This is a genomic window from Exiguobacterium sp. s59, assembly GCF_018617475.1.
Lineage (GTDB): Bacteria > Bacillota > Bacilli > Exiguobacteriales > Exiguobacteriaceae > Exiguobacterium > Exiguobacterium aestuarii.
On record NZ_JACSKG010000003.1, the window covers coordinates 410,450 to 433,221 of the forward strand.

The 22,772-nt window shown below is 49.6% G+C and carries 19 protein-coding genes and 1 riboswitch; of the genes, 4 read left to right on the plus strand and 15 right to left on the minus strand.

From position 1 onward, the window contains the following. Positions 1-2 precede the first annotated feature (2 nt). The 4 genes from ribB to KNO91_RS08055 form a co-directional block, all read right to left on the minus strand. A complete protein-coding gene (gene ribB, locus KNO91_RS08040; RefSeq protein ID WP_214817386.1) occupies positions 3-1,178 on the minus strand; it encodes a 3,4-dihydroxy-2-butanone-4-phosphate synthase in 1,176 nt (391 codons plus the stop codon). After that, positions 1,178-1,819: a riboflavin synthase gene (ribE, locus tag KNO91_RS08045; protein ID WP_214817388.1), complete on the minus strand. Its 642-nt coding sequence runs from the start codon at positions 1,817-1,819 to the stop codon at positions 1,178-1,180. Before ribE ends, ribB begins: the two co-directional genes overlap by 1 nt. Next, positions 1,819-2,883, minus strand: a complete 1,065-nt coding sequence (gene ribD / locus KNO91_RS08050) for a bifunctional diaminohydroxyphosphoribosylaminopyrimidine deaminase/5-amino-6-(5-phosphoribosylamino)uracil reductase RibD (protein ID WP_214817389.1) — start codon at positions 2,881-2,883, stop codon at positions 1,819-1,821. Before ribD ends, ribE begins: the two co-directional genes overlap by 1 nt. A gap of 156 nt (positions 2,884-3,039) precedes the next feature. Next, positions 3,040-3,181, minus strand: a riboswitch (FMN riboswitch). 80 nt (positions 3,182-3,261) lie between these two features. Then, on the minus strand, positions 3,262-4,074 hold the full coding sequence (locus KNO91_RS08055) for an undecaprenyl-diphosphate phosphatase (protein WP_214817391.1): 813 nt from the start codon (positions 4,072-4,074) through the stop codon (positions 3,262-3,264). Positions 4,075-4,581: 507 nt separating this feature from the next. On the opposite strand from KNO91_RS08055, the gene KNO91_RS08060 reads away from it, so the two are divergent. Next, on the plus strand, positions 4,582-5,169 hold the full coding sequence (locus tag KNO91_RS08060; RefSeq protein WP_251126576.1) for a homing endonuclease associated repeat-containing protein: 588 nt from the start codon (positions 4,582-4,584) through the stop codon (positions 5,167-5,169). A 45-nt stretch (positions 5,170-5,214) separates the two neighbouring features. On the opposite strand, the gene KNO91_RS08065 is transcribed toward KNO91_RS08060, so the two are convergent. Together KNO91_RS08065 and KNO91_RS08070 are read right to left on the minus strand one after the other, a co-directional pair. After that, positions 5,215-6,894: a sensor domain-containing diguanylate cyclase gene (locus KNO91_RS08065; RefSeq protein WP_214817392.1), complete on the minus strand. Its 1,680-nt coding sequence runs from the start codon at positions 6,892-6,894 to the stop codon at positions 5,215-5,217. Positions 6,895-7,189: 295 nt separating this feature from the next. Then, positions 7,190-8,020, minus strand: coding sequence for a DegV family protein (locus tag KNO91_RS08070; protein ID WP_214817394.1), 831 nt, complete (start codon positions 8,018-8,020; stop codon positions 7,190-7,192). Between the two features lie 161 nt (positions 8,021-8,181). Between KNO91_RS08070 and KNO91_RS08075 the strand changes: the two genes are divergently transcribed. From KNO91_RS08075 to KNO91_RS08085, 3 genes are all read left to right on the plus strand, one after another. Further along, complete coding sequence (locus tag KNO91_RS08075; RefSeq protein WP_214817397.1) at positions 8,182-8,880, plus strand: ABC transporter ATP-binding protein; 699 nt, start codon at positions 8,182-8,184, stop codon at positions 8,878-8,880. Between the two features lie 12 nt (positions 8,881-8,892). Further along, entirely contained in the window at positions 8,893-11,214 is a 2,322-nt protein-coding gene (locus KNO91_RS08080; protein ID WP_214817400.1) for an ABC transporter permease, read from the plus strand. Positions 11,215-11,298: 84 nt separating this feature from the next. Next, positions 11,299-12,024, plus strand: coding sequence for a DUF4261 domain-containing protein (locus KNO91_RS08085; RefSeq protein WP_214786714.1), 726 nt, complete (start codon positions 11,299-11,301; stop codon positions 12,022-12,024). A 34-nt stretch (positions 12,025-12,058) separates the two neighbouring features. On the opposite strand, the gene KNO91_RS08090 is transcribed toward KNO91_RS08085, so the two are convergent. The 9 genes from KNO91_RS08090 to pulA form a co-directional block, all read right to left on the minus strand. Next, positions 12,059-12,331, minus strand: coding sequence for a GNAT family N-acetyltransferase (locus KNO91_RS08090; RefSeq protein WP_214817403.1), 273 nt, complete (start codon positions 12,329-12,331; stop codon positions 12,059-12,061). Further along, positions 12,332-13,225 carry a DUF5996 family protein gene (locus tag KNO91_RS08095; RefSeq protein WP_251126577.1) on the minus strand — a complete coding sequence of 298 codons (894 nt, stop codon included), beginning with the start codon at positions 13,223-13,225 and terminating at the stop codon, positions 12,332-12,334. A gap of 14 nt (positions 13,226-13,239) precedes the next feature. Beyond that, positions 13,240-13,641, minus strand: a complete 402-nt coding sequence (locus KNO91_RS08100; protein WP_214817409.1) for a (4Fe-4S)-binding protein — start codon at positions 13,639-13,641, stop codon at positions 13,240-13,242. 87 nt (positions 13,642-13,728) lie between these two features. Beyond that, complete coding sequence (locus KNO91_RS08105; RefSeq protein WP_214793583.1) at positions 13,729-14,055, minus strand: thioredoxin family protein; 327 nt, start codon at positions 14,053-14,055, stop codon at positions 13,729-13,731. A 19-nt stretch (positions 14,056-14,074) separates the two neighbouring features. Further along, a complete protein-coding gene (locus tag KNO91_RS08110; RefSeq protein WP_214793578.1) occupies positions 14,075-14,926 on the minus strand; it encodes a DegV family protein in 852 nt (283 codons plus the stop codon). Between the two features lie 125 nt (positions 14,927-15,051). Next, positions 15,052-15,471 (minus strand): RDD family protein, encoded by a 420-nt coding sequence (locus tag KNO91_RS08115; protein ID WP_214693873.1) that lies wholly within the window; start codon positions 15,469-15,471, stop codon positions 15,052-15,054. Between the two features lie 14 nt (positions 15,472-15,485). Then, a complete protein-coding gene (locus KNO91_RS08120; protein WP_214786703.1) occupies positions 15,486-16,562 on the minus strand; it encodes a nitric oxide synthase oxygenase in 1,077 nt (358 codons plus the stop codon). A 95-nt stretch (positions 16,563-16,657) separates the two neighbouring features. Continuing rightward, the gene (locus KNO91_RS08125) at positions 16,658-19,489 is read right to left on the minus strand and encodes a sensor domain-containing protein (RefSeq protein ID WP_214817412.1); all 2,832 of its coding nucleotides are present in this window, start codon (positions 19,487-19,489) and stop codon (positions 16,658-16,660) included. Positions 19,490-19,635: 146 nt separating this feature from the next. Continuing rightward, entirely contained in the window at positions 19,636-22,557 is a 2,922-nt protein-coding gene (gene pulA, locus KNO91_RS08130) for a type I pullulanase (protein ID WP_214817414.1), read from the minus strand. Positions 22,558-22,772: the final 215 nt, after the last annotated feature.

The window sequence follows — 22,772 nt, forward strand, 5'->3', positions numbered from 1 at the left end:
ATTCATCCTCCGATATGGTTCATTTTGAGTTGTTTCGTCATTCGATATGACTCGTTCGCTTCGTGCGCGCCGACATGAAGCGGGACACGTTCGACGACGGTGATGCCACATGATTCTAAGGCATCGACTTTTTCTGGGTTATTCGTCATGAGTCGAACACGTGTCACTCCGAGGTCGCGGAGCATCGCCGCACTGACACGATAGTCACGCATGTCGGGATGAAATCCGAGCGCCTCGTTCGCCTCGACCGTGTCTAACCCTTCCTCTTGCAAGGCGTATGCTTTCAATTTGTTCACGAGTCCGATCCCTCGTCCTTCTTGGCGCATATAAAGGACGATGCCCGACTCCTGTTCGATTCGACCGATAGCAGCATCGAGTTGTGGACCGCAATCACATCGGAACGACCCGAAGACGTCTCCCGTCAAACATTCCGAATGAATTCGAACGAGCGGGACGTCCGACAGCGTCTCGGTCACGAGAGCGACGTGCTCGTGTCGGTCGAACCGATTCGCGTATCCGATCATCCGAAACGCGCCTTTCGATGAGGGAAGTGACACGTCCGCTTCGCGCGTGACAAGGTCTGTCTCCATATATCGGACCAATGCCTCGATTGTGATGAAGGCCAATTCGTGACGTTTGGCGACTTGCACCAAGTCCGGTACGCGGGCCATCTCCCCGTCTTCACGAATGATTTCACAGATGACGGCTACCGGTTCACTGCCTGCAAGTCGTGCCAAATCGACGGACGCTTCCGTATGGCCACGGCGCACGGAGACGCCTCCTTTTTTGGCGATGAGTGGGAAAAGATGTCCTGGGCGTTGAAAGTCAGACGGACGTGATGATGGGTTCGCCAATTCGCGAACGGTATGGGAGCGCTCGCTCGCGGAGATCCCTGTCGTCGAATCGACATGGTCGATACTGACCGTAAATGCCGTACCATGTGGGTCCGTACTGTTCGTCACCATTGGCACAAGGTCAAGGCGTGCCGCGACTTCTTCGGCGACGGCGGCACAGACGAGTCCTTTTCCTTCCGTGATCAAAAAGTTCATCGTCTCAGGTGTCATCTTGTCACCGAGCACGACAAAGTCACCTTCATTCTCACGGTCCTCGTCATCGACAACGATGATGGGACGTCCGCGTCTTAACTCTTCAATCGCTCGATCGATCGAATCAAACATTACCATCCCGCCTTTCCATAGCCTTGTGATGCCAAAGACTCGAGTGTCATCTTCGACTGCCCGACTAATTTTTCCATATATTTTGCTAACAGATCACATTCCAAATTGACAGAGTCGCCGACATGCTTCGATCCGAGAACGGTCTCGCTATATGTGTGCGGGATCAAGGACAGGCTAAATCCACGTTCTGATACATCAAATACGGTCAGACTTGTCCCGTCCACAGAAATCGATCCCTTAGGCACGATGTATGAAAGAAGCGAACGGTCGCATTGAATGTCGACATATACGGCATTCGCGAGTGGACGTTTCTTGGCGATGCGTCCGACGCCGTCGACGTGTCCGGACACGAAATGCCCACCGAATCGTCCGTCCGCTGGCATCGCCCGCTCCAGATTGACTCGTGTGCCCGGCTTGACCCCATCTAAACTGGAGGCTTTCAACGTCTCTGGCATCACATCAACAGCGAACGTCGACGCGTCAAACGTCGTGACCGTCAGACAAATCCCGTTCACCGCAATGCTGTCCCCGACCTTCACGTCCTCGAGCACTTTCGTACCTGACAGGACGAGCCGTAAGGACGGTCCATTTCGCTTCACCGCTTTGACCGAACCGATTTCTTCTACGATTCCGGTAAACATCAGAGCGCCTCCTTTCGAAGGACAACTTTCAGATCGGGTCCAATCGTCTCGACCTGATGAATGCCAAAGCGAGCAATCGCATCGATCGAGCCTTCCTGCTGCGAGCGATAGATGCCGTTCTTCCCGCCGAATACGCGCGGTGATTGATAGGCGACCCATTCATCGACATAGCCCCCGTCAAGAAGCGATGTGACAAGCGTCGGTCCCGCCTCCACCAACAAGCGCCCAACCCCGTTCGCGTACAATGTCTCGAGCATGCTCCCGAGTGACGTATAATCGAATAGCTCGATGCCCATAGCACGCGCCCGTTCCCGTCTCTCTTCATCGTCTGACGAAGTGAACAGAAGGACCGGTACGTCTTCAGCCGTTCGAGCAAGCGTGCTCGCAAGTGGCAAGCGAAGATCACGGTCGAGGACGACTCGCTTCGGCTGACGTGTCTCTCGGTCCAATCGAACGGTCAGTGCCGGATCATCGGCGAGCACCGTTCCAATCCCCGTCAAAATCGCATCGACTGTCGCGCGTAGTTCATGAACGTCACGACGAGCTTCCGAACTCGTCACCCACTGGCTCTCCCCCGACTCCAAGGCAACTTTCCCGTCGATGCTCGTCGCCGTCTTTAAGATGACGTACGGTCGTTTCGTCTCGAGCGCTCGCAAGAACGCTGGATTCAATTCCCTTGCTTCATCTTCAAGCAGTCCGACTTCGACCTCGACCCCAGCCGACCGGAGACGCATGATTCCTTTTCCGGCAACGAGCGGGTTCGGGTCCTCCATGGCGATGACGACCCGTTTGATTCCGGACTCTACAATCAAGTCGGCGCACGGTGGTGTTTTCCCGTGATGCGAGCACGGCTCAAGCGTGACGAAAAGTGTTGCCCCGTACGCTGCCGCACCTGCCATCTTGATTGCATGAACCTCGGCATGCGGTTCGCCTGCCTTGAGATGGGCGCCTAGCCCGACGATGCGACCGTCTTTGACGAGAACGGCACCGACGAGCGGGTTCGCCCCAGTCTGTCCATCAGCCGATTTCGCCAATTGGATGGCCTGTTTCATGTACTGTTTCATCGTTCTCCCTCCTTTTTTCCGTACAAACAAAAGACCCTAAGGAAAAGGTCCTTAGGGTCTTGGTGGGAGGGTTTTCGCCGCTTTTGGGCAAGCCAAATAAACGTTTTCTTTACAGAAAAGCGTACGACGAAGCACAGGTCACGCGAACCTGTTTTTTTGTTCCTTCTCCCATCCAGACTATACTGTCGGCTCTAGAGTCTCACTAGATCCACCGTTCGCACACGTGCGCCCGGGTCACGGACTTAGGGCATGGCCCATCACCGCCGGTTGGGAATTTCACCCGACCCCGAAGGAATATTTGTTTGTACAGATTTACTGTATCGCAATTATTTTTATTTCGCAAAACAAAAAGCGCCACTCGTGTGAGTAGCGCCTCGATTATGCGAGAAAGAGGACGACAAGAAGCCCGACAATCCAGCAATAATATGAGAAATACTTCAGTTCACCTTTGGCCATGATGTGTTGGAACCACTTCAACGAAATCGCGGTCAATGCATAAGAAGCGATGAACGCTAAGATGAGCGGGCCGAACAAGTCACGCGTCTCTGGGTTCGTAAACAAAGCCGGACCGTCCAAAATCATCGTGCCGAGACTGATTGGGATGAACAGGAAGAATGAGAAACGAAGTGCTGATTCCTGCTTGATTCCGAGTAACATCGCCATGACGATAGTCGCCCCAGAGCGACTAATGCCTGGGATAAGTGCTACCGCTTGGGCAAGTCCAATCAAGATGGCGTCACGTAACGTGATACCGCCGTCCCCTTTATTTCCGCGCATATTTCGAATGAACCAAAGCGCGAGACCTGTGATGATGAGCGTATATCCGACCGTTGCGACGCCACCGAGTACTTCTCCGATCCAGTCACCGAAAACGACACCGAGGACACCGGCTGGAACCGTTGCGACGAGGAGCAAGCCGATAAACTTCACATCGACCATCGTTTCTTCCGTTCGGTCCTTCTTGAATAGGAACGTCCATAAACTGACGATGAGACGGATGACATCTTTACGATAGACCGTCAAAACCGCGAGGAGCGAAGCAAAATTTACGAAAACTTCAAATGACAATCCCGGCAAGTCGATGTTAAATAATTCTTGGAAGATAACAAGATGTCCACTTGATGAAATCGGAATCGGCTCCGTGAATCCCTGGATCAATCCGAGCAACGTATAAAATAACCAAACTGTCATAATGGTAATCCTCTTTTCTGTTTTTCACTCAATGCGCCTATTTTAGCAGAATTGGACTTTCGTTGACCAGCTGTTAAAAATTTTTTGATGTAATTTCAATATTCGATTGATTAGTCTGAAAATTAAATTTATTATAGAAGGGTACTCATCTGGAGCGAAGGCGATGACCCCATCTCTCCAGTTGGGTACTTTTTTATAAAAATATGACATTTTTGGTTGATTAAAACTTTTTGTTTACATTTATCTCGAAATTCGATTTAATTTGTAATAGAACTGTTACCATTTTTTGAAATCTTTTTATGTGACTTTAGACCTATCCATTTCTTAGAATATGTTTAAAAATTTTCAAAATCACGTTAATAAATCCGAAAAACCATCCGATAGTATGATTGTAGGAGCATTTTTTTCATCTTTGTCGGTTCATATTTGAGTCCACGGAAGGAGGAACCATCATTGAGTCAAACGCTAACCACTAAATCCCATCACCTGTCCACTGAACAGCAGAGGATGATCCATTGCATCCGCCTTCTCGGGGACTTGTTGAAGGAACGTCCGCGCCGTTCTGTCTATCGTCGCTTTGCCATGGAACAGAATTGGCCATCTCCTGAATCGATCATCAGACAGTTCGGGTCATGGGCTGAGGCACTTGCCATCGCAGGCTATGAATGGCATGGAGAAGCAACTGTCGAATTGCCAGACAAAATGCCAAAGTATACACGCGAGGACATCATCGAGACACTTGCGCTTTATTCGCGAGACATGGGCTCGATCATCACCTTGAAGAAGTATCAGCAATGGCGAAAGCTCCATCCGAAGGCACCGAGCCATTATCACATCGTCAAGACGTTCGGTTCGTGGCATGATGCCTGTGCCGAGGCAGGACTTGAGGCAAGTGTCACCTATTCGAAAACGGAACTCTCCAACGCGCTCCGTGAAGCTATTCAGGAAATGGGCTTCTCCCTCTCATTCGAAGCATATCGGGAATGGGCGAAGCGTAACAACAAACCTTCGACAAAAGCGATCTTACATCGTTACGGCTCTTGGTCAGCCGCCGTTCATGCGGTTGAATCGGAACTTTATAATACGAACTCATAATCTTTTCATACAAAAGGAGGATCTGCCATTTGGCGGATCCTCCTTTCATCTGACTTCTGTTGATAATCCTTGATAGTGGGCGACCCGGTCACGACCATTGAACTTGGCACCGACATACATGGCTCGGTCCGCATGCCGGAGTACCGTATCGAGGTCTTCATATTCATGAATCGTCTCGATCCCAATACTCGCCGTCACCGTAATGCGTGTCCCTTCCGTGCCAAAGTCATGTCGTTTCAGTGCGTCGCGTATCTTTTCACCGACCAGTTGGGCTGCAGCCTCATCCATCCGAGGAAAGACGAATACAAATTCTTCGCCACCATACCGTGTCACCAAATCTGTCGCCCGAACGCTACGCGTGAACAATTGTCCGGCCTCAATCAACACCTCGTCCCCGAACGCATGTCCATATGTATCGTTGATCGACTTGAAATGATCCAAATCAACTAGGAAAAGGGATAGTGGATAGGATGCGACGTCGTTCAATCGTTCTGTCGTCCAGTTACGTAACGCCCGCTGATTATGGAGACCTGTCAACGGGTCCGTCAAACTCTCATGTTGAAGGCGGTCCCGCTCATCGATTCGCTCGATTGACCACGACAACGTTTTGAGGAGCCGATTCACTTCGACGGCAATCGGCATCTCATACGCGCCGTTCGCTGTCGTCGACACCATACAGCTGACGGCCGTTTCCGCTCCCCAAACAGGCTGGATAACGAGCGCCGAATGATGAAGCTCTTGTTGCTGTTGTTGCAAGTCGGGATGCCATTCATGAAGTGAATCATAGACGAAACATGGCTCATCCTCGTCTTGATAGCGCTCGATCGTATAAGCGTCCGGTACACTCGGGATGATGCGTCCCGTCATATCATAAAACGTCCGCTCCCCTTTTCGGTTGACCTGCAGCCAACCACGTTCGACTTCAACGACGTCACGTAGTCCGTTCCAAAACTTTTCAATCAACAGCTGTTCACTATCGACACGATAGAGCTGCTCTTTCAATCGCTCGACCTGATCGACTTTTGTTTTCGTCTCTTCTGTCTCCGTCGCTTTCGACATCGTCATCTTTAAGACGGATAGAACGAAGAATGTGACAATCAGCCCGACATATCCAAACACGAGATACGATTCAATCGCAATCATCGTGAACAACAGTTCGAGTGACACGACGAGCCAATCGAATCGAATCAACCGCCACATGATCGGTAACGGGATTCGTTCTCCGACCATGAAGTACGACAGGGCAAAACTCATCGTTAGAACGAGGAAGAGCGTACCTAAGAACGCCAACATCGCCACGCCTTGTTGCATCAAATGAACCGGTTCACCGATGCGTCCACCGAGGCCGATATAGGCTAGGCCTGGCAATAGGACGAGGAAGCATTCAATTACCGTATTGAGCGGATAGAAATGTAAGAAACGACGACGCCCTACCCGACGGTTGAACGTCCTCGCCTGAAAGGTGAACAAGAGGAGCTGTCCCATCAGGAGGGCCGGGGCGAGTCCATAGAGGAAGAACGTGATAAAGACGAACATCTCATGGAACGTGAAATGCAGATGTCTACGCTTGAGCGGGTTCATGACGAACAAAGCACCTAGTGTATAGATAAACCAAAACAACGGCCAGTCAAACGATTCGAGGTGGTGCAAAGTCAAATACGTCACACCTGTGAAGACGACGGCCCATGCGAGCCAGCTCCGAACTAGATACTTCCGAAATCGCATCGTCTTCTCCCCTTTTCCCGTTCATTTTTTCTAGTATGACCCGTAATGCAAAAACATTCCAGCAATTGTTTGAAAGTTGAGACAATGAAATATTGAAATTATTCCCATTTAGATGTTTTACTTAACAACAAGTCGGCAACAGTCATAGAAAGGAGGCTAACAATGGACCTTTCCATGTTTCTCATCACATTTCTTTTGATCTATTCGCTGACGATCACGTTTCTATTTTTACGGAAGCAAAAACAACATTGAAACATACAAAAGGCGATCCTCTCACGAGCATCGCCTTCATGTCTTATTTCGCTTTCAAATATGAAATCCCGATCGACCCAGATCCCGTATGTGCCCCGAGAAGCGGTGCGAGCGTGTCGACCCGAATCGGAATCTTGTCACCGAGTCGTTCTTTCCATTCTTGCGCGAGTTCAGGGACGTTCCCGTGGAAAATCGAGACATCCTGACATTCTCCTGACTCAATCGCCGCACGCACCACTTCGAACAAGTGGGCTTGTGCTTTCTTGTATGTGCGGACGGTCTGATAAGGAACGATTAATCCGTCCTCAAATCGAAGTACCGGCTTCAATTGAAGCATATTCCCGATCAATGCTTTCGATTTTGAGATACGCCCGCCTTTTTGCATCTGCGTCAAATTTTGAAGCGTCAACTCGATTCGCACATCTTCGACGCGCTCCTTCATGTAGGCTTCCACGTCTTCAAGTGCATCGCCTCGTTCGACACGTTCAATCAACTCCTCAAACATGAGTCCCATCGTATAGATGCCTGCTCGTGAATCGAAAGCGAGTAACTTAAATTCTGCGATTTCGGCCCCTTGTACGGATGCCGAATACGTTCCGCTCAAGTCAGACGACAAGTGAATAGCGATTCCCATATCGTACTCGTCTTTCAACTTCTCATAGAGAGTGACAAAGTCTCCGATGGCAGGCTGGCTCGTCGACACACGCTCCCCGGCATCGATCCACTCATAGACGGTCGTCGCATCGACTTCAATCCCGTCCTTATACGGTTGGTCCCCTTTGACGACATAAAGAGGGACGATATGAATGTCTGGATGGTTCACTAAAGCATCTGGAAGGACAATCGTGCTGTCCGTGATATAAGCAATCTTCATGAAAAGTTCTCCCTTAAAAAAAGTTTTTAGTACCTGGTTATATTATTTTATCACAGGTGAAGCGGTTTCACTATTTTTTCAAAACATCCTATGTGCAGCTCGTCCAATCTGACCTCGAAACGGGTACATGATACATAACGAACAAAGGAGGCGAACGAGAGATGATTCAACTCGAGAACGTCAATAAAATTTACAAGACTGGCGATGTAGAGACCGCCGCCTTGAAAGAGATTGACCTAACCATTCGTGACGGCGCATTCGTCGTCATCCTCGGACCGAGTGGAAGCGGGAAAAGTACATTACTCAACGTCATCAGCGGACTCGATACCGTATCAAGCGGCAAGATCACATTCGGGGACACGGTGTTGACCGATTTATCTCCTGAACAGATGACGGCATTCCGACGCGACCATCTCGGATTTATCTTTCAACAATACAATCTCCTTCAAAACTTGACTGTCTATGAGAATATTCAAATCGGATCTGATTTGACGAAAGACCCACTCCCCATCGATGAATTGCTCGATCAAGTCGGACTCGCGACAGCCCGTGACAAATATCCCTATCAATTATCCGGCGGTGAACAGCAACGGGTCTCCGTCGCCCGAAGTCTCGCTAAAAATCCAGCCATTGTCTTCTGTGATGAACCGACGGGGTCGCTTGACGAAGAGAATTCGAAGAAGGTGCTCGAGTTATTGGAACGACTGAACGAGACGTATCAAAAGACAATCGTCGTCATCACGCACAACAATGGAATCAGCGACATGGCGGACGATGTCATCAAAATGAATTCCGGTCGGATTGTCGAAGTAATCCATAATGACACCCGCGTCGCGGCACGTGACATTCGTTGGGGATAAGGAGGTGGCGACATGCTGTACAAAAACGTGTGGAAGACGCTCAGCAAGAAATGGATGCAACTGCTCGCCATCGCCATCATTATCGTCATGAGTTCGCTCACGTACACGATGATGTTCTATGGGATCAGCGGAATCGAAGTTCCGACCGAAGAATACTTGGAGGAATCGAACCAGGAAGACTTCGCCATCGAGATGCTGAACCGGGTAACGGAAGAAGAATTACGTGATCCCGATATCGCCACACTCGCTGGAACCGGAACGTTCACACTGGCCGACATCAAACAGACCGACGAAGACGTCTTTAATCGTTTGATCGCATCTCGCATCGATGCAGTCGAACGAGAGATGCCAGAGGCGACGATTGAGCTCCGTGACTTCAAAACGATCACGTACACGCTCGGTGATGCCGAACATCGTGGTCTCATATTGAAGGAATCTGATACAATCAACCGTTCCTATGTAGAGGCTGGATCAAGACCAAATACGAATGACGAGGTCGCCCTCAACAAAAAATATGCTGAAGAGAACGGGATTGAAATCGGGGACACGATCGATCTCGGCAGACCGTTCACCGTCAGCGGGTTCGTCCTCTTCCCTGACTACACACTCCCACTGTTCGATGACAACTTTTTCAATCTAGACCCAGGCTCTCAAACGCTCTTACTCATGACGGACGAATCGTTCGAATCCACTGTCGGACAAGAGTCGTTCCGTCTATCGGGTGTGACGGAGCAGACAGTCGTGACCAATCTCGAATTGCCATTTGTCGTGTCCGTCATGGAGACAGAAAATATCATCCGTAGCGGTGCGATTTATAGTGAAATCTCATCTGGGAAAGCGATGGCGCTCGGACTCAGTCTCTTCATCGTGTCGATTGCCGTCATCATCGTCGCCATCTTGATCTCGAACATGCTCGAGGCGGAACGTGGCCAAATCGGACTGTTGAAAGCGATCGGCTATAATCGCCGTCAAATCGCGGCGCCCTATCTCGTCCTCATCTTGATTTTCGCTTTCTTCATGCTCATCATCGGCTACTTCCTCGGTCTTTATTTTGCGGACCCGTTGAAACAGTTGTATCTCGACTTTTACCTTTTACCGTCCATCACCATCGCCCAAAGTCCGCTCGTCTTTCTCACGGCCGTGTTTGCACCATTGCTATTCTTCGCGCTCGTCGCAGGCGCAGTCATCTATAAAATCATGGGAGAAAGCGCCCTCGCCCTTCTATCACCTCGAGACAACGTCTCCTTGAATCGACTGAGCCGATTCGTCAGTCGACTATTGAAGCGAGCGAGCGGCAAGACGAAGTTCAAATACTTGTATGCCGTCAAAAGTACAGGCAGTTTTCTCATTTTCTTCCTCGGTATTTTGTTCTCGACCATTCTCATCGTCTTCGCCCTGATGATGAACGGAGCCGTCGACCGAATGACCGTGGGTGGTTTGAATGAGGCCGTCTATGAATACGAAGCGTATACAGACGGTTCACCGCCAATCGAAGACGGACAAGAACCATTCCTCACTTATCCGTTCGCGTTTGTTGAAGAGAAACTGATCACCTTGAAAGGCTTAGATATCGACAATACCTTATTCCCTTTACGCAACGAAGAGGGTGACACGCTGACACTTGAACCTGACGGACTAATCGTATCGTCATCCCTTGCCTTAAAACTCGGACTCGAGGTCGGGCAGGACATCGATATCGAACTGAATGAGGAAACGCTGACTTATCCCGTCACGGGTATCGCCGATGAATTCTCTGGAGACTTCGCCTATTTGCCCCGGACGACGTTAAGTGAACTTCTTTCGGATGGGATGACGGATGACTTATTCAATGGCATCTATGCGATGGAGCGCCCAGATGACTCCGACTATACGACCATCTTGTCGCGTCAAGGGTTGATTGAGCAGTCCGAATCCATCAATCAATATATGAACTTTATGATGAACGTCTTGATCGGCGGGGCATCCCTCATCGCCTTCAGCATCTTATTCGTCCTGACGGCACTGACGGTCGAGAAGAATTACTATGTCATTTCCTTGTTGAAAGTCATGGGGTACCAAAAACGGGAAGTCCGCTCGATGATACTGAACAGTTACTTCATTTACGCGCTCGTCTCGGCCCTTTTGAGCATTCCAATCGCCTTGTTGACGCTTCGGGTCATTATCGTCGTGTTCGCAGAAGATTATGGGCTCGTGCTGCCGCTGGAATTCGAGTGGATTTATATCGTCTATACGCTCGGTGCGGTCGTTCTCCTCTTCTTCCTGAGCACGTTTATCAGCCGACGGAAGATTGATCAAATCCCACTTCAGGAAGTATTGAAGACATATCAAGAATAATTTGTGCCAAAATAGGGCATAATAAAAGATAGACCAGGCCTCTCCCGAGGAGGGGCCTGACTTTTGCAGAAAAGGATGATTGACATGAATCGTACACAAGTTATGCTCGCCATTCCAGGGAACTGGTCTTCCGCGGAAGGCGTGAACGAACAAATTAGTTTACATAGTGAAGGCTACACGATGGCAGGTCTGTTGTTGCTCGAAGATGAGACTGGCAAGGCGTTTACTGTAGAAGTCGTCGAACGAGACCCGGCTCTCGCCGAGGCGATGATTCACGCGAGTTCGGGTGGATTCACACCAAAAGTCGCAAAAGGAATCGCCCGTCATACGCATGTCGTCTATTTGATTGTCGATGTCAACGATTTGACAGACGTTGCCGCTGCGCGCCGTGCCGCAAATGCCGTCTTAAATGCTGGTGGGGTTGGCGTCATGGTCGAGTCGGCTGGTGTCTCTTTCTCGAAAGATGAATGGCAAGAGTCGAAAGAAGAAGACCTCGCGCTCGATTACTCGCTGTTGACGGCCATCACGGAAGAAGAGAACGCCTATATGTCATGGGGAATGAAAGCGTTCGGTCATGCAGACGTGGCTGTTCCGATGACACTTGATATCGAGGATGCCATCCATGTGATTCATTCGTTCAACTTCCACCTCATCTCAGGTGGCGCGATGTTCGGCGATGGTGACCATTTCGCGTTCGAAGACGGACGTGCCTTCACGGTCGAGATGGGTGAAGACGAACGGACGACAATCGACAACTTGTTGCATAACCCGTTCGGTTTGATTTACCTCGTCCCACAAGCAGCAGAATAACCTGAAAATGGAGCGCCATTTGGCACTCCATTTTTTATGTCGCCAACACGTCATGGTATTCAGGATGACGATCGAACTGATTTTTTGTGAACGGACAAAGCGGGATGATTGTCTTCCCTTCTGTCCGAGCATAGTCGACGACAGCGACCACAAGTTTCTCCCCGATTCCTTGTCCTCGCAGGTCATCACTGACATACGTATGATCGACAATCAGTTTGTCGGGTCCCGTCGGTACGTAGTGCAGTTTTGCCGATGGCTTCGCCTCGTCCCCAACGTAAAACGTATTTTCCTTCTGTTTGATCTCCATTCACTTACCACGCTCCTCCTCTAGTTTTAGCGGGATGAAGAAATGATCACGTGTCGTCCAATCCATCTCACGCATCAAGATATCGAACGAGGTGGACAAAAAGTCTTGGATGTGACCACTCGTTGCTTCATCAAGCGGCAAGAAAAATTCACTCTTTTCCGCGTCATAATAAGCCGCGCCCGGCTTCAACGTCTCCGTCGGCAACGGTCTGAACAAAAACGGATACGGCAACACAAAATAACTTGGACGATCCGTCACATCATCCCCGAGCCAAAATCCGAATTCGACAAACTGTTCATCAAAGGCGACACGCTCAATCACTTTGTCCTCCGGGAATGGCTGTTCAATCGGATAAATGACGAGTGACGAGACGTCAAACGTTCCCCAAAAGAGGGCCGGTTTGATTTTTCGGCATCGCAGTTTTGATAAATATGTCAGTTGTTCGTGCGCCGCTCGCTGAAACAACCTTAACCCTTTTCGGGCATACGCTGCGTCATAGGCAAGCGGTGTCTCGTCCGTATCGAGCTGGCCTGTGAACGACATCTCTTGTGGTTTCGGATTGATGTTCACATGTATCCCGTGTTCGCGAAGACGCGCGAATAAATCATCGTGATAAGACTTGATCGTCTTCCCCGATTCAATCGGAATGGCGTCCGTCTGATCCTCGACGTGGATGACGAGACAAGACGTCAACAGGTCCACGTCGATTTGTAGCGTTCGTTCTCCTTCGAACAACAACCCTGTCGTGAATCCTTGCACCATAAGCGGCAACGAGACATGCCCCCACTGCGGTTCTGGCGGTGCCAGTTGAAGTCTGATCTTCCCGAGCAGCTGGGAAATCAAATGCAAGGTCAACTTTGTGTCGTGCCATTCTGAATGCAGTGGAATATGCATCCTCATTCATCCTCTCATCCTTTACATGCGCCACTATGGTCACAAATCGGTCGTTTCTCAGACTGCCCGCATCCACACAATGTCGCTCGGTAAGTCGAAATGATGTCATTCCCTTGTTCAATGTGAAGGTCGCCCCGCACCTCGATTTGTTGCCAGTCGTTCAGCTTAACAGATGTCGGCACATCCGGCGTCTCCGCATCTCCTCCGTCTTTTCGGACGAATTGGAGCGCACCGCTTGGACAACGTTCAATCACCGTCGCGACATCAGGCGCCTCGGCACCGTCTGGTAAAATCCACGGTTTTCGTTTCGTATCAAACACGTCCGGTAGCCCGCGCACACATTCTGCCGCATGTACGCAAAGCGACACATCATAATACACATCAATCGATTCTCCCACATATTGTTTGCCCCGCATCGAATCACCCCTTATGTGTTTGCGGGTCTTTACCCGTTCACCTACGAAAAAAACCCATCATCCGTCAAGTGGGATGATGGGCTTCGATTAGGCTTGTCTCATTTCTTGCATGCGTTCGAGTTGATGTGTCAATTCCCCGATTGGGACGAATCGCGCCCGACGTAGCATCTCTTTTCCGTTGATGAAAAAGAGGACGACCGGTACTGTGAAAATGGAGAAGGTTCCCGCAACTTCTGGGACTTCGTCCGAATCCACTGCGACCGCCTCGATGTCAGGGAATTGATGGAGCATCTCTTCGATTTGAGGTTTCAGCGCATGACAGACACTGCATCCTGGATGTGACACGTAAACGAGCAGTTGTTCCGTGCTCGCGATCCGTTCGTTCAATCCAGTCAACGTTGTCATTGCTTCCATCTTATATTCCTCCTATTAATTAAGCGTCGAGCCACAAGACACCGACCGTCTCAAACCCGGCATGTACCGCGATGGATGGACAGAATCGTGTCCGTACCACTTCAAGACCCGGTAATTTCGACTCGATAAGTGCGACAAGGTCGTCTTGCATCTTCGGTGCGAGTGCCGTCTGGACGAACACACGATTGTCTTTTACACCGTTCTCCGCGTGGCGACGTTCGAGTTCGCCGACCATCTCCGCATAGGCTTTCTTCAACGAGCGTGCTTTTTTGAACGGAATGACTTTCCCCGTCTCATCGAGCGTGATGATTGGTTTAATGTTCAAAATGTTCGCAAGGAACAGCTCACCCGAAGAAACACGGCCACCGCGGCGCATCGTTTCCATGTTTCCGATAATCATGAAGAAGTTTTTCTTATCACGCCATGCCTCGAGCAATGCGACAATCTCTTCGACGGATTTGCCTTCTTGTTCAGCAGCCTTTCCGATTCGAACGAGCTCTTGTTGCGCTTCGAGCGCAGCGTGAGAGTCGATTGTATACACTTTAAAGTCAGCCGCCTCTGCCGCTGCTTTTGAGTTTTTGGCCGTGCTGCTCAATCCGTTCGAACAGTGGACGGCGATGGCGCAGTCATATCCTTCTTCTTTCAAGCGCTCGTAGCGGCCGATGAAATCTCCGAAAATCGGTTGTGACGTCTTCGCTTCTTTCTTTTGGTCAATCATATACCGGTGCAAGTCTTCAAGCGAGAGATTTGTTTCACTATAACCGTTGCCATCCACAATCAATTGAATCGGGACGATATCCACACCGAGACGCGCCGCCTCTTCTTGTGAGAAGTTGGCCATGCTGTCGGTAATCCATGCGATTTTTGTCATAACTAAAAAGCCTCCAATGGTCGTTCATTTTTGTCCAATCCCATTATACCTTATTTTCTGTCCCTATTCCTACTCGTCCGAACGAGACACAAAAACAGAGCGACATGCGGTCGCCCTGCTTCTCTTCACTTCGTCGAAATCAATTTTGTATGGGCGAATTCGTCATGCGGCAACTCGAGGTCTTTGTTCGACTTCATCTGTTGGAGCGCTCGAATGAGCGGAATCCCGAGCGTCGCCGGATAGACGACGTCCTTATAAAGTGTCCGTTTGATGACCTGTTCAAGAGAGAGCGGGCGTCCGTCCGCACTCACGACTTTTATTCCAACGACTCGATCACCAAGTGTCTGACCGTTTTGGTACAGCATACAGTAAACCTCTCCAGCCATCGTCACAACGGTCGGTAAGTAGTACCGCTTCACTTCCTTGTCTGGCCATACCTTTTTGCGGATTGCCTTCTCAATCAATTTGGCCGGCGTCTGAAAGACGACTTGGTCGATTTGACCGGCGACGGCTCGTTTCCAAAGTGGGACTGCCACAGCAATCATCCTTTCTCTCGGTTCTAGCCTTTTATTTCCTCTTTTACCGGCTGACGAAACCCTGAGAACGGACATCCGCTTCGTGCGAACAAGTTCGGCGTCTTGATGATATTGTCATAATGTTCATGGAAGACGTGCGTCGTCGCAGGCGATAGGGGTGGGATGAGCCAGCTCCACTGCCCGGTGACGTCACGCCCCGCTTCCCGTTCATTCTTTTCGAATCGTTTGAACTGTTTTGCGGCGGTATGGTGGTCAACGATGGTGACACCTGCCCGTTCGAACGACTGAAGGACAGCGATATTCAATTCAACGAGGGCACGGTCCCGCCAAAGGGAGCGTTCTTTCGACGTGTCGAGCCCGAGTGAACGGCCGACAAGTGGCAATAAGTCATAACGGTCGGTGTCTGCCAAGTTACGGGCACCGATTTCCGTCTCCATATACCAGCCGTTGAACGGCACGGATGTAAAACGGAGACCGCCGATTTCAAGCTCCATGTCGGCGATGGCCGGGACGGCGTGCCATTTGATGGTGCGCCCGTCAAACAAGTCATACTCCTCATGCACGATATCCACTTCGAGCACAGCGTCACTCGGTAATTCATAAAGACGAACATCCTGACCGTCCGTAATCATGAGCGGCAGGACGTCAAACGGCGTGCCTGCACCGACCCAACCGAGTTGTTCAGCCCGTTTCGTCATCGTCACCGACATCGGATCCCCGATGATCCCGTCTTGCGTCTCATATCCGGCATACCGAATGAGCTGCGTATTCAACAGTTTGAACTCGTTCGGAAGGACCGTCATCGTCGAGCGGATCTTCCCACCGTTCGTCGCGAAATGAAGATGATTGACAAGCCGCGCGTAGACATCATCAAATGTTGTGGCGTCTCGAGCATCGATCACATGAAGCGTCTGCCAAAACAATCGTCCGATGCAACGGTTCGAGTTCCGCCACGCCACTTTCGCACCCTCACACAACTCCTCTGTCGTCAACGTATAGGTACCGGTGCGCTCAATTTCTTGTTCGATTTGCTGCAGGCGTTCAGAAGGGACGTCTTGCCGTTGTCGCATCCACTCGCTCGCTTGTTCATACACATTCATATCTTAAGTCTCCTCATTTTTTCTCTCTTCTCCATCTTAGAGAAAAGGAGACCTTCCTTTCAACTATCCATCCTCGCCTACGACAGGTCGAACGCTCATATTCCCTCTACCTGATGTACGAGTTGCAAATAATCGGAGATGGATTCGTCTCCGGTCACTTTTGTCTCAAGAGAAGTGAGCTGCGCTTCCACCCCCGGACTCGATTCGTATTCGGCAGTGTATTGATATAGCCCATTGGTCACTTCTGTCATCCGATGTAAACGAACAGGTAAATCCGCTCCAACCTTAAAGCGAATAATAAACTCGACCTCTCCTTCTAGCGGAAGACGAAGCGCGGCATAAAAATGAAGGTGCTGGTCCGAACGTGATGTCAAGACGATTGAGGATAGTCCGACCGATACCGGTTGTTGTCGAATCGTCGTGATCGTGATTCCCGCTTGAATATAACGAGTTGTCGCCATTTCATGATTATCGAGCGGGTCGGCAATCAGTTTTCCGGTATGCATCATCTTCGCGAAAGCATCGCCGCGGACAGGAGGACTGAACAGATACCCTTGAATCGTCTTGCAACCGAGCTGACGCAACAGCAATAAATCTTCCATCTGTTCGATCCCTTCTACGACGACTGCGAGATCGAATTCTTTTGCCAAGACGACAAGGCTATGAATGATGGCACGGGCTTGCTTGTTTTCCGATACGCCGTGACCAAATATTCGGTCGATTTTAATCGTATTCACCTGGAACTGTTGCAAATAGGCTAGTGACGAATATCCTTTTCCGAAGTCGTCGAGGGCAAGTTGAATCCCAAGCGCTTTCAACGAAGAAAAGACGTTCATGATATGGTGTGTTTCATCTAGTTTTGACGTCTCGGCCACTTCGATTTCAAGCCAATGTAACGGGACATCATGTCGCCGGCTCGCCGCTTCGAATGTATGCAACAACTGTTCGTGATACAAGTATTTCGGGGAAACGTTCAACGAGATTGGGACTTTTCTCCGTAACGTCGCCAAGTACCGAAACACTTCCTCAATCAAATAGTCCGTCAATCGAATGAACAGGTTGCTCTCTTCGGCGAGTGGGATGAAGTCAAGCGGAGACACGACACCCCATGTCGGATGATCCCAACGCATCAGCGCCTCCGCTCCCGTGATCTCTCCGGTCCACGCATTCACTTTCGGTTGATATAAGAGATAAAATTCATTCCGGTCAATGGCGTTCGGCAAGTCACGTAACAATTCGAATCGCTTCAATTCATCAAGGTTCATATGCGAGGCATACAAAGAGACAGGGGCCGCTCCCGACTTCCCCGCTCGTCCCATCGCCATATAACTTCGGCGAATGAGCGTCGTTTCGTCATCCGCATCATTCGGATAACGGCTGACTCCGACTTGCATATTCGGATATACGGAATACGGTTCAAGTTGAAAACAGTAATCGGATAATGTCGTGAGTCGCTTCCCGATTTGGAACAACTGTTCATCTTCGTGATGACCAGGCATGATGACGAGATACGTATCTCCATCTAAATGACCGACGACCGCTTCGTCCGGTACACTTTCGAGCAACCGATGCGCCGTTTGAATTCGCCATTCATCGCCGTACTCATAACCGAAAGCTCGATTGATGTCACCGATTCGATTGAACGTCACCGTGAATAAGACGAATGCGAGGTCCGTCTGAATCAATCTTGTGACGGACTGGAACATCGTATCGCGGTTCGGAAGATTCGTCATCGGGTCGAATTCGATCAATCGAAGCACCTCTGCTTCATGCTCCCTCACTTCGGTCATGTCCCGGATTAACGCCTGAAACCCTCGCACGCGCCCTGTCTCATCGTATAGATGGTGACGGAATTCTTGAATCCATTTCTGCTTCTTACCGACAAAAATCCGATATTCAAGGTGGACCGGGGTCATATGACGCGTCTGTTCATTCGCCAGATTAACCTTTTCCAAATCTTCCTGATTGATGACGACTTTCCAATAATCCGGATGGGCATTGAACTGTTTCACCGTATAACCGAAGATAGCTTGAAACTGCCCTGCCGCAAACTCAATTTGGCGCGTATCATAACTATAGTCACAAATCGCCGTGTCTGAAGCCTCACATACGCGACGCAACAGTTCTTCTTTATCGGTCAATTCATGCTCGATGCGTTGCTGGTCTTTCGTCGAAAAAATAACGTACGTGAACACGTTCCGTTCGAGAGACAACGCACCACGTATCGTAACAGGTAACTCTTTACGTGTGACCTGATGTCGAAGGCGAATCTCTATCGCGAAGTCTGCCCCTTCCCCGGCTGTTCGCAATGTTTGAATCGCTTGTGTCAGTTCTTCCCAGTCATCAGGATGAACCGTTTCGCGAATGTCGTTCAGTGTCATGTCGTTCAATCGGCGTTTTGAAAGGCCAAGGAACGATGATACTTGGGAGGAGAATGAAAACGTGCCGTCTTTCACATGTGCTTCGATGATCATGAGACCCGGCACTTGTTCAAGCAATTCACGCCCTACTTTCATAATCGCATAGCGGTTTTGCGTCTCCCATTCCGCGCTCATGTCTTTTACAATCCCATAAACACCTTGAATGAGTTGGTCTTTATAAAGTGGGGTACACGTGACCGCGAGTTTACGTTTTTGCCCCTCATATGTTTTGACTAGTTCAAAATGAACCGTTTCTCCGACTAACGCCCTTGCGTGATAAGACGCGAACTCTTCTGACTCTGTCGGGGAAATGGTGAGATCGTCAAATAAAAGTCCCATCTTTTCGTTTGAATCAATTAAGTGACCATTTGTATCGAGTACGTAGATGGCATCAGGATATTGTTCGATTAATAGGGAGTCCACATGAAATACGGGCACTTTCCCTTTCGAAAGTATATCTGTGTCGTCTCCGTTGACGCGATGAATCCACTTCTTGAAAATCGCCATACAATCTCTCCTTTCGAAAGAGATGGAAATTCCAAACGCAAACTCTCGTGTTCATACAAAAAGACTAGTTTTTTAAACATTAATTACCAAATACCCATAATTGTTACATAAGAAAACCCCACTTGTTTGCAAGTGGGGTCAATGAATTAGTGACGTTCAAGGACAAACGTATGGTATGCAGGGACTGTGACTCTGCCAGTCGTACGCTTAATCGTCTTCGTTCCAGCGCGATCCCCATCGACAATCACGTTCCACGTTCCTTTTGGAAGTTTCACGGATACAGCGTTCGGGTTCGCGTTATGTGTGATGTACAAGTCGTTCTTTTGACCTGGTGCATCTTCATCGATCAAGTACGTGATGACGTTCGCCTCAGACTTGTAGAATTTCAAGAAGCGCTTCACGTCAGTCGCTTTCGTCATGCGGAGACCAGGGTTTGCTTTCCGCATCTCAATCAAACCTTTCATGTATTGGACGTCCGCTTTACGGTCGGCTGCCCGTTTCCAGTCAAGCTGGTTGATGGAGTCTGGCGATTTGTACGAGTTGTGATCGCCTTCTTTCGTACGCATGAATTCCTGTCCAGCGTGAAGGAATGTCGTTCCTTGGCTCGTCAAGAGAATGCTCGAAGCGAGGCGGTGCATGTCTGTACGCACTTCTTCAGAGGCGTCAGGATTCGTCAACTCCAACTTGTCCCAAAGCGTATGGTTATCGTGCGCTTCGACATACGTAATCGCTTGCGTCGGCTCTTTCGTGAAGCCTTTGATGGTGTCGTTGTACGTGATTTCACCGACGATTCCTGTCTTCACGCGATTTTCCATGCCTTCTTTTCCATTGATGAAGCCATTGTCTTCATCGTAGAAGACGCTTCCTTTCAATCCGTCGCGAATGTTGTCATTGAAGTGAGCAACACCTGGCATGTCGTAGGCGTTCTTTTGGTTCGCCTTCAGTTCCGCATCAAGTGGCGTACCGAGATCCCAGCCTTCTCCGAAGACGAGAATCGATTTGTCCACTTTGTTCAGTTCCGCACGGACTTTGTTCATCGTATCGACATCATGGATTCCCATCAAATCGAAGCGGAAGCCGTCCCAATGGTATTCTTTTGCCCAGTAGACGACTGAATCGACGATGAGTTTCTGCATCATCGCGCGCTCAGACGCCGTATCGTTCCCGACACCGGTTCCGTTCGCGAAGTCGCCACCTGCCGTATAACGGTAGTAGTAACCCGGTACGATTTTGTGAAGGTTTGATGCCTGTGCATCGAACATGTGGTTGTAAACAACGTCCATGACCGCACGCAAGTTATTGTCATGTAGGCCTTGGATCATTTCTTTCATTTGACTGATTCGTACTTTGGCATCGTACGGATTCGTCGAATACGAGCCTTCTGGTGCGTTGTAGTTTTTCGGGTCATAGCCCCAGTTGTATGTCGCCGTTGGATTCGTCTCGTCGACAGAGGCCGTGTTGTAGTCATAGACCGGGATGAACTGGACGTGCGTCACGCCAAGGTCTTTGACATGGTCGAGCCCCGTTTTCGTCGCTGTCTTCTTCCCATTCTCAATCAAGCGAGTCCCTGGTTGGACGACACCGAGGTACTTCCCTTTGTAGCGAATGCCTGAATCATATGTGTTCGATTTGACATCGAAAATCGAGAAGTCGCGGACGTGAGTCTCATAGATGATGGCGTCCGTCGCGTTTTGCAACTTCGGTTTCATCGAGTTCCAACGTTTCGGATCCGTTTCTTTCAAGTCGACGATGACCCCTTGATCACCGTTCACACCGACAGCTGTCGCATACGGATCGACCGCACGGACTTTCCCTGTCGCATGTGTCACTTGATACGTATACCCGACACCGTCGAGGTCGCCGCGTACTTCAGCCACCCACGTGCCACGCTCGCCGCGTTTCATCTGGATGACTTTTTTCAAGTCTTTGTCGTTCGCTGGTCGATCTTTCGGCATGTTCCATAGTTCGAGCTCGACTTGTTGAGCAGTCGGTGCCCAAAGAACAAATTGTGTTTTTGATTTTTGGTACGTGATGCCGAGCTTTCCATTATAGGCATACTTCGCATCAAACTCTTTTGAACGAAGTACTTTTCCTGCTTGAAGCATCTGTTCACCAAACTCAGGATGTGAGGCTTTGATGACCTTCGCTAAATCGATGTCTTCGCTGAATTCAATCGTGACTGACTTGTCACTAGCCTTTGTGATGGCAGCGACAGTAGCACCATCCACCGTCACTTCATCAATGAACGCATCCGTAATGACGCGGTTCGTCGTGAGCGTTGCTTGACGGAACGTGTCCGCCGAGAATGAGACGAGTTTCGGTGAGCGATCGATTTCAGGCTCTGAATAGTAGATTGTCGAATCTCCTTCAACGAGCCAAATTTCTTTCGCTGAACCAAGAACGAAGCGATCTTCCCCGTCTTTCTCCGTCCATTCTCCTTTTTTCGTGATCAAGCCCATCAGTTTTTTCGACTCTGGGTTAGCGAGCTTGACGTTCGCCACGCCACCGAATGCATCAGTCTCGTCAAACGCGATGCTCTGACCGTCCCCACCGTCTGGCCAAGCCCATAGGCCCCAGTCCGTGTATGTATTGTCGTAACGGAAATAGTGGACTTTCATATCGATTTCCGTTGATGCCGTCTCCCCGTCTGGGTTCGACGTATAAATCTTTGGATCCCCTGATTTGATCCACACTTCTGCGACACCATCTTGAATCATGTCACTCGTGATGAAGCGGTCGTTCTCTGACCCTTTATCCTTGTCCCAGTTGTCCGTTCGGACGATGAGACCAATCTTTTCAGGTGAGTCAACCGGGAATTCGTAAGCCGCCACCTTTCCAAATGCATCTTCCCCATTGAATGTGAAGCCTTTATTCGGGAAGTAATCTGGGCCGTTCGCCCAAAGCCATAAGTTCCAATCCTTTTCGTTATCCGGCGCCTCTTGATAATGGACGACGACGAGTGTCGACTTTCCTTTATCTAAAGCGGACGTCGGCATCGGAAACATTGACAGAATCAGTGCAAACGTTAGCACAACTGCCCATACGGGTTTCCATTGCTTTTTGACCATGAGGGTCCCTCCTTGTAGCACCATTTTGAGAAAACGCTTACACAAAAAATTGTAAACGGTTTCCTTTAACGAAGCAACGTTATTTTAGAAAAGGGTCAATTGGCATCATTCATCTTGTGGACCATCTAAGGAATATGAACTAAACAGATCGTTCTCTTTCAATAATCGTTCCGCTTCTGTCTTTCTTTTGAAACCTTGGTATAAAAAAAACGACG

Excerpts from the sequence above, each read along its gene's own strand:
- ribB (WP_214817386.1), bottom strand. The coding sequence starts at position 1,178 with ATGTTTGATTCGATCGATCGAGCGATTGAAGAGTTAAGACGCGGACGT.
- ribE (WP_214817388.1), bottom strand. The coding sequence starts at position 1,819 with ATGTTTACCGGAATCGTAGAAGAAATCGGTTCGGTCAAAGCGGTGAAG.
- ribD (WP_214817389.1), bottom strand. The coding sequence starts at position 2,883 with ATGAAACAGTACATGAAACAGGCCATCCAATTGGCGAAATCGGCTGAT.
- KNO91_RS08055 (WP_214817391.1), bottom strand. The coding sequence starts at position 4,074 with ATGACAGTTTGGTTATTTTATACGTTGCTCGGATTGATCCAGGGATTC.
- KNO91_RS08060 (WP_251126576.1), top strand. The coding sequence starts at position 4,582 with ATGATCCATTGCATCCGCCTTCTCGGGGACTTGTTGAAGGAACGTCCG.
- KNO91_RS08065 (WP_214817392.1), bottom strand. The coding sequence starts at position 6,894 with ATGCGATTTCGGAAGTATCTAGTTCGGAGCTGGCTCGCATGGGCCGTC.
- KNO91_RS08070 (WP_214817394.1), bottom strand. The coding sequence starts at position 8,020 with ATGAAGATTGCTTATATCACGGACAGCACGATTGTCCTTCCAGATGCT.
- KNO91_RS08075 (WP_214817397.1), top strand. The coding sequence starts at position 8,182 with ATGATTCAACTCGAGAACGTCAATAAAATTTACAAGACTGGCGATGTA.
- KNO91_RS08080 (WP_214817400.1), top strand. The coding sequence starts at position 8,893 with ATGCTGTACAAAAACGTGTGGAAGACGCTCAGCAAGAAATGGATGCAA.
- KNO91_RS08085 (WP_214786714.1), top strand. The coding sequence starts at position 11,299 with ATGAATCGTACACAAGTTATGCTCGCCATTCCAGGGAACTGGTCTTCC.
- KNO91_RS08090 (WP_214817403.1), bottom strand. The coding sequence starts at position 12,331 with ATGGAGATCAAACAGAAGGAAAATACGTTTTACGTTGGGGACGAGGCG.
- KNO91_RS08095 (WP_251126577.1), bottom strand. The coding sequence starts at position 13,225 with ATGCATATTCCACTGCATTCAGAATGGCACGACACAAAGTTGACCTTG.
- KNO91_RS08100 (WP_214817409.1), bottom strand. The coding sequence starts at position 13,641 with ATGCGGGGCAAACAATATGTGGGAGAATCGATTGATGTGTATTATGAT.
- KNO91_RS08105 (WP_214793583.1), bottom strand. The coding sequence starts at position 14,055 with ATGGAAGCAATGACAACGTTGACTGGATTGAACGAACGGATCGCGAGC.
- KNO91_RS08110 (WP_214793578.1), bottom strand. The coding sequence starts at position 14,926 with ATGACAAAAATCGCATGGATTACCGACAGCATGGCCAACTTCTCACAA.
- KNO91_RS08115 (WP_214693873.1), bottom strand. The coding sequence starts at position 15,471 with ATGATTGCTGTGGCAGTCCCACTTTGGAAACGAGCCGTCGCCGGTCAA.
- KNO91_RS08120 (WP_214786703.1), bottom strand. The coding sequence starts at position 16,562 with ATGAATGTGTATGAACAAGCGAGCGAGTGGATGCGACAACGGCAAGAC.
- KNO91_RS08125 (WP_214817412.1), bottom strand. The coding sequence starts at position 19,489 with ATGGCGATTTTCAAGAAGTGGATTCATCGCGTCAACGGAGACGACACA.
- pulA (WP_214817414.1), bottom strand. The coding sequence starts at position 22,557 with ATGGTCAAAAAGCAATGGAAACCCGTATGGGCAGTTGTGCTAACGTTT.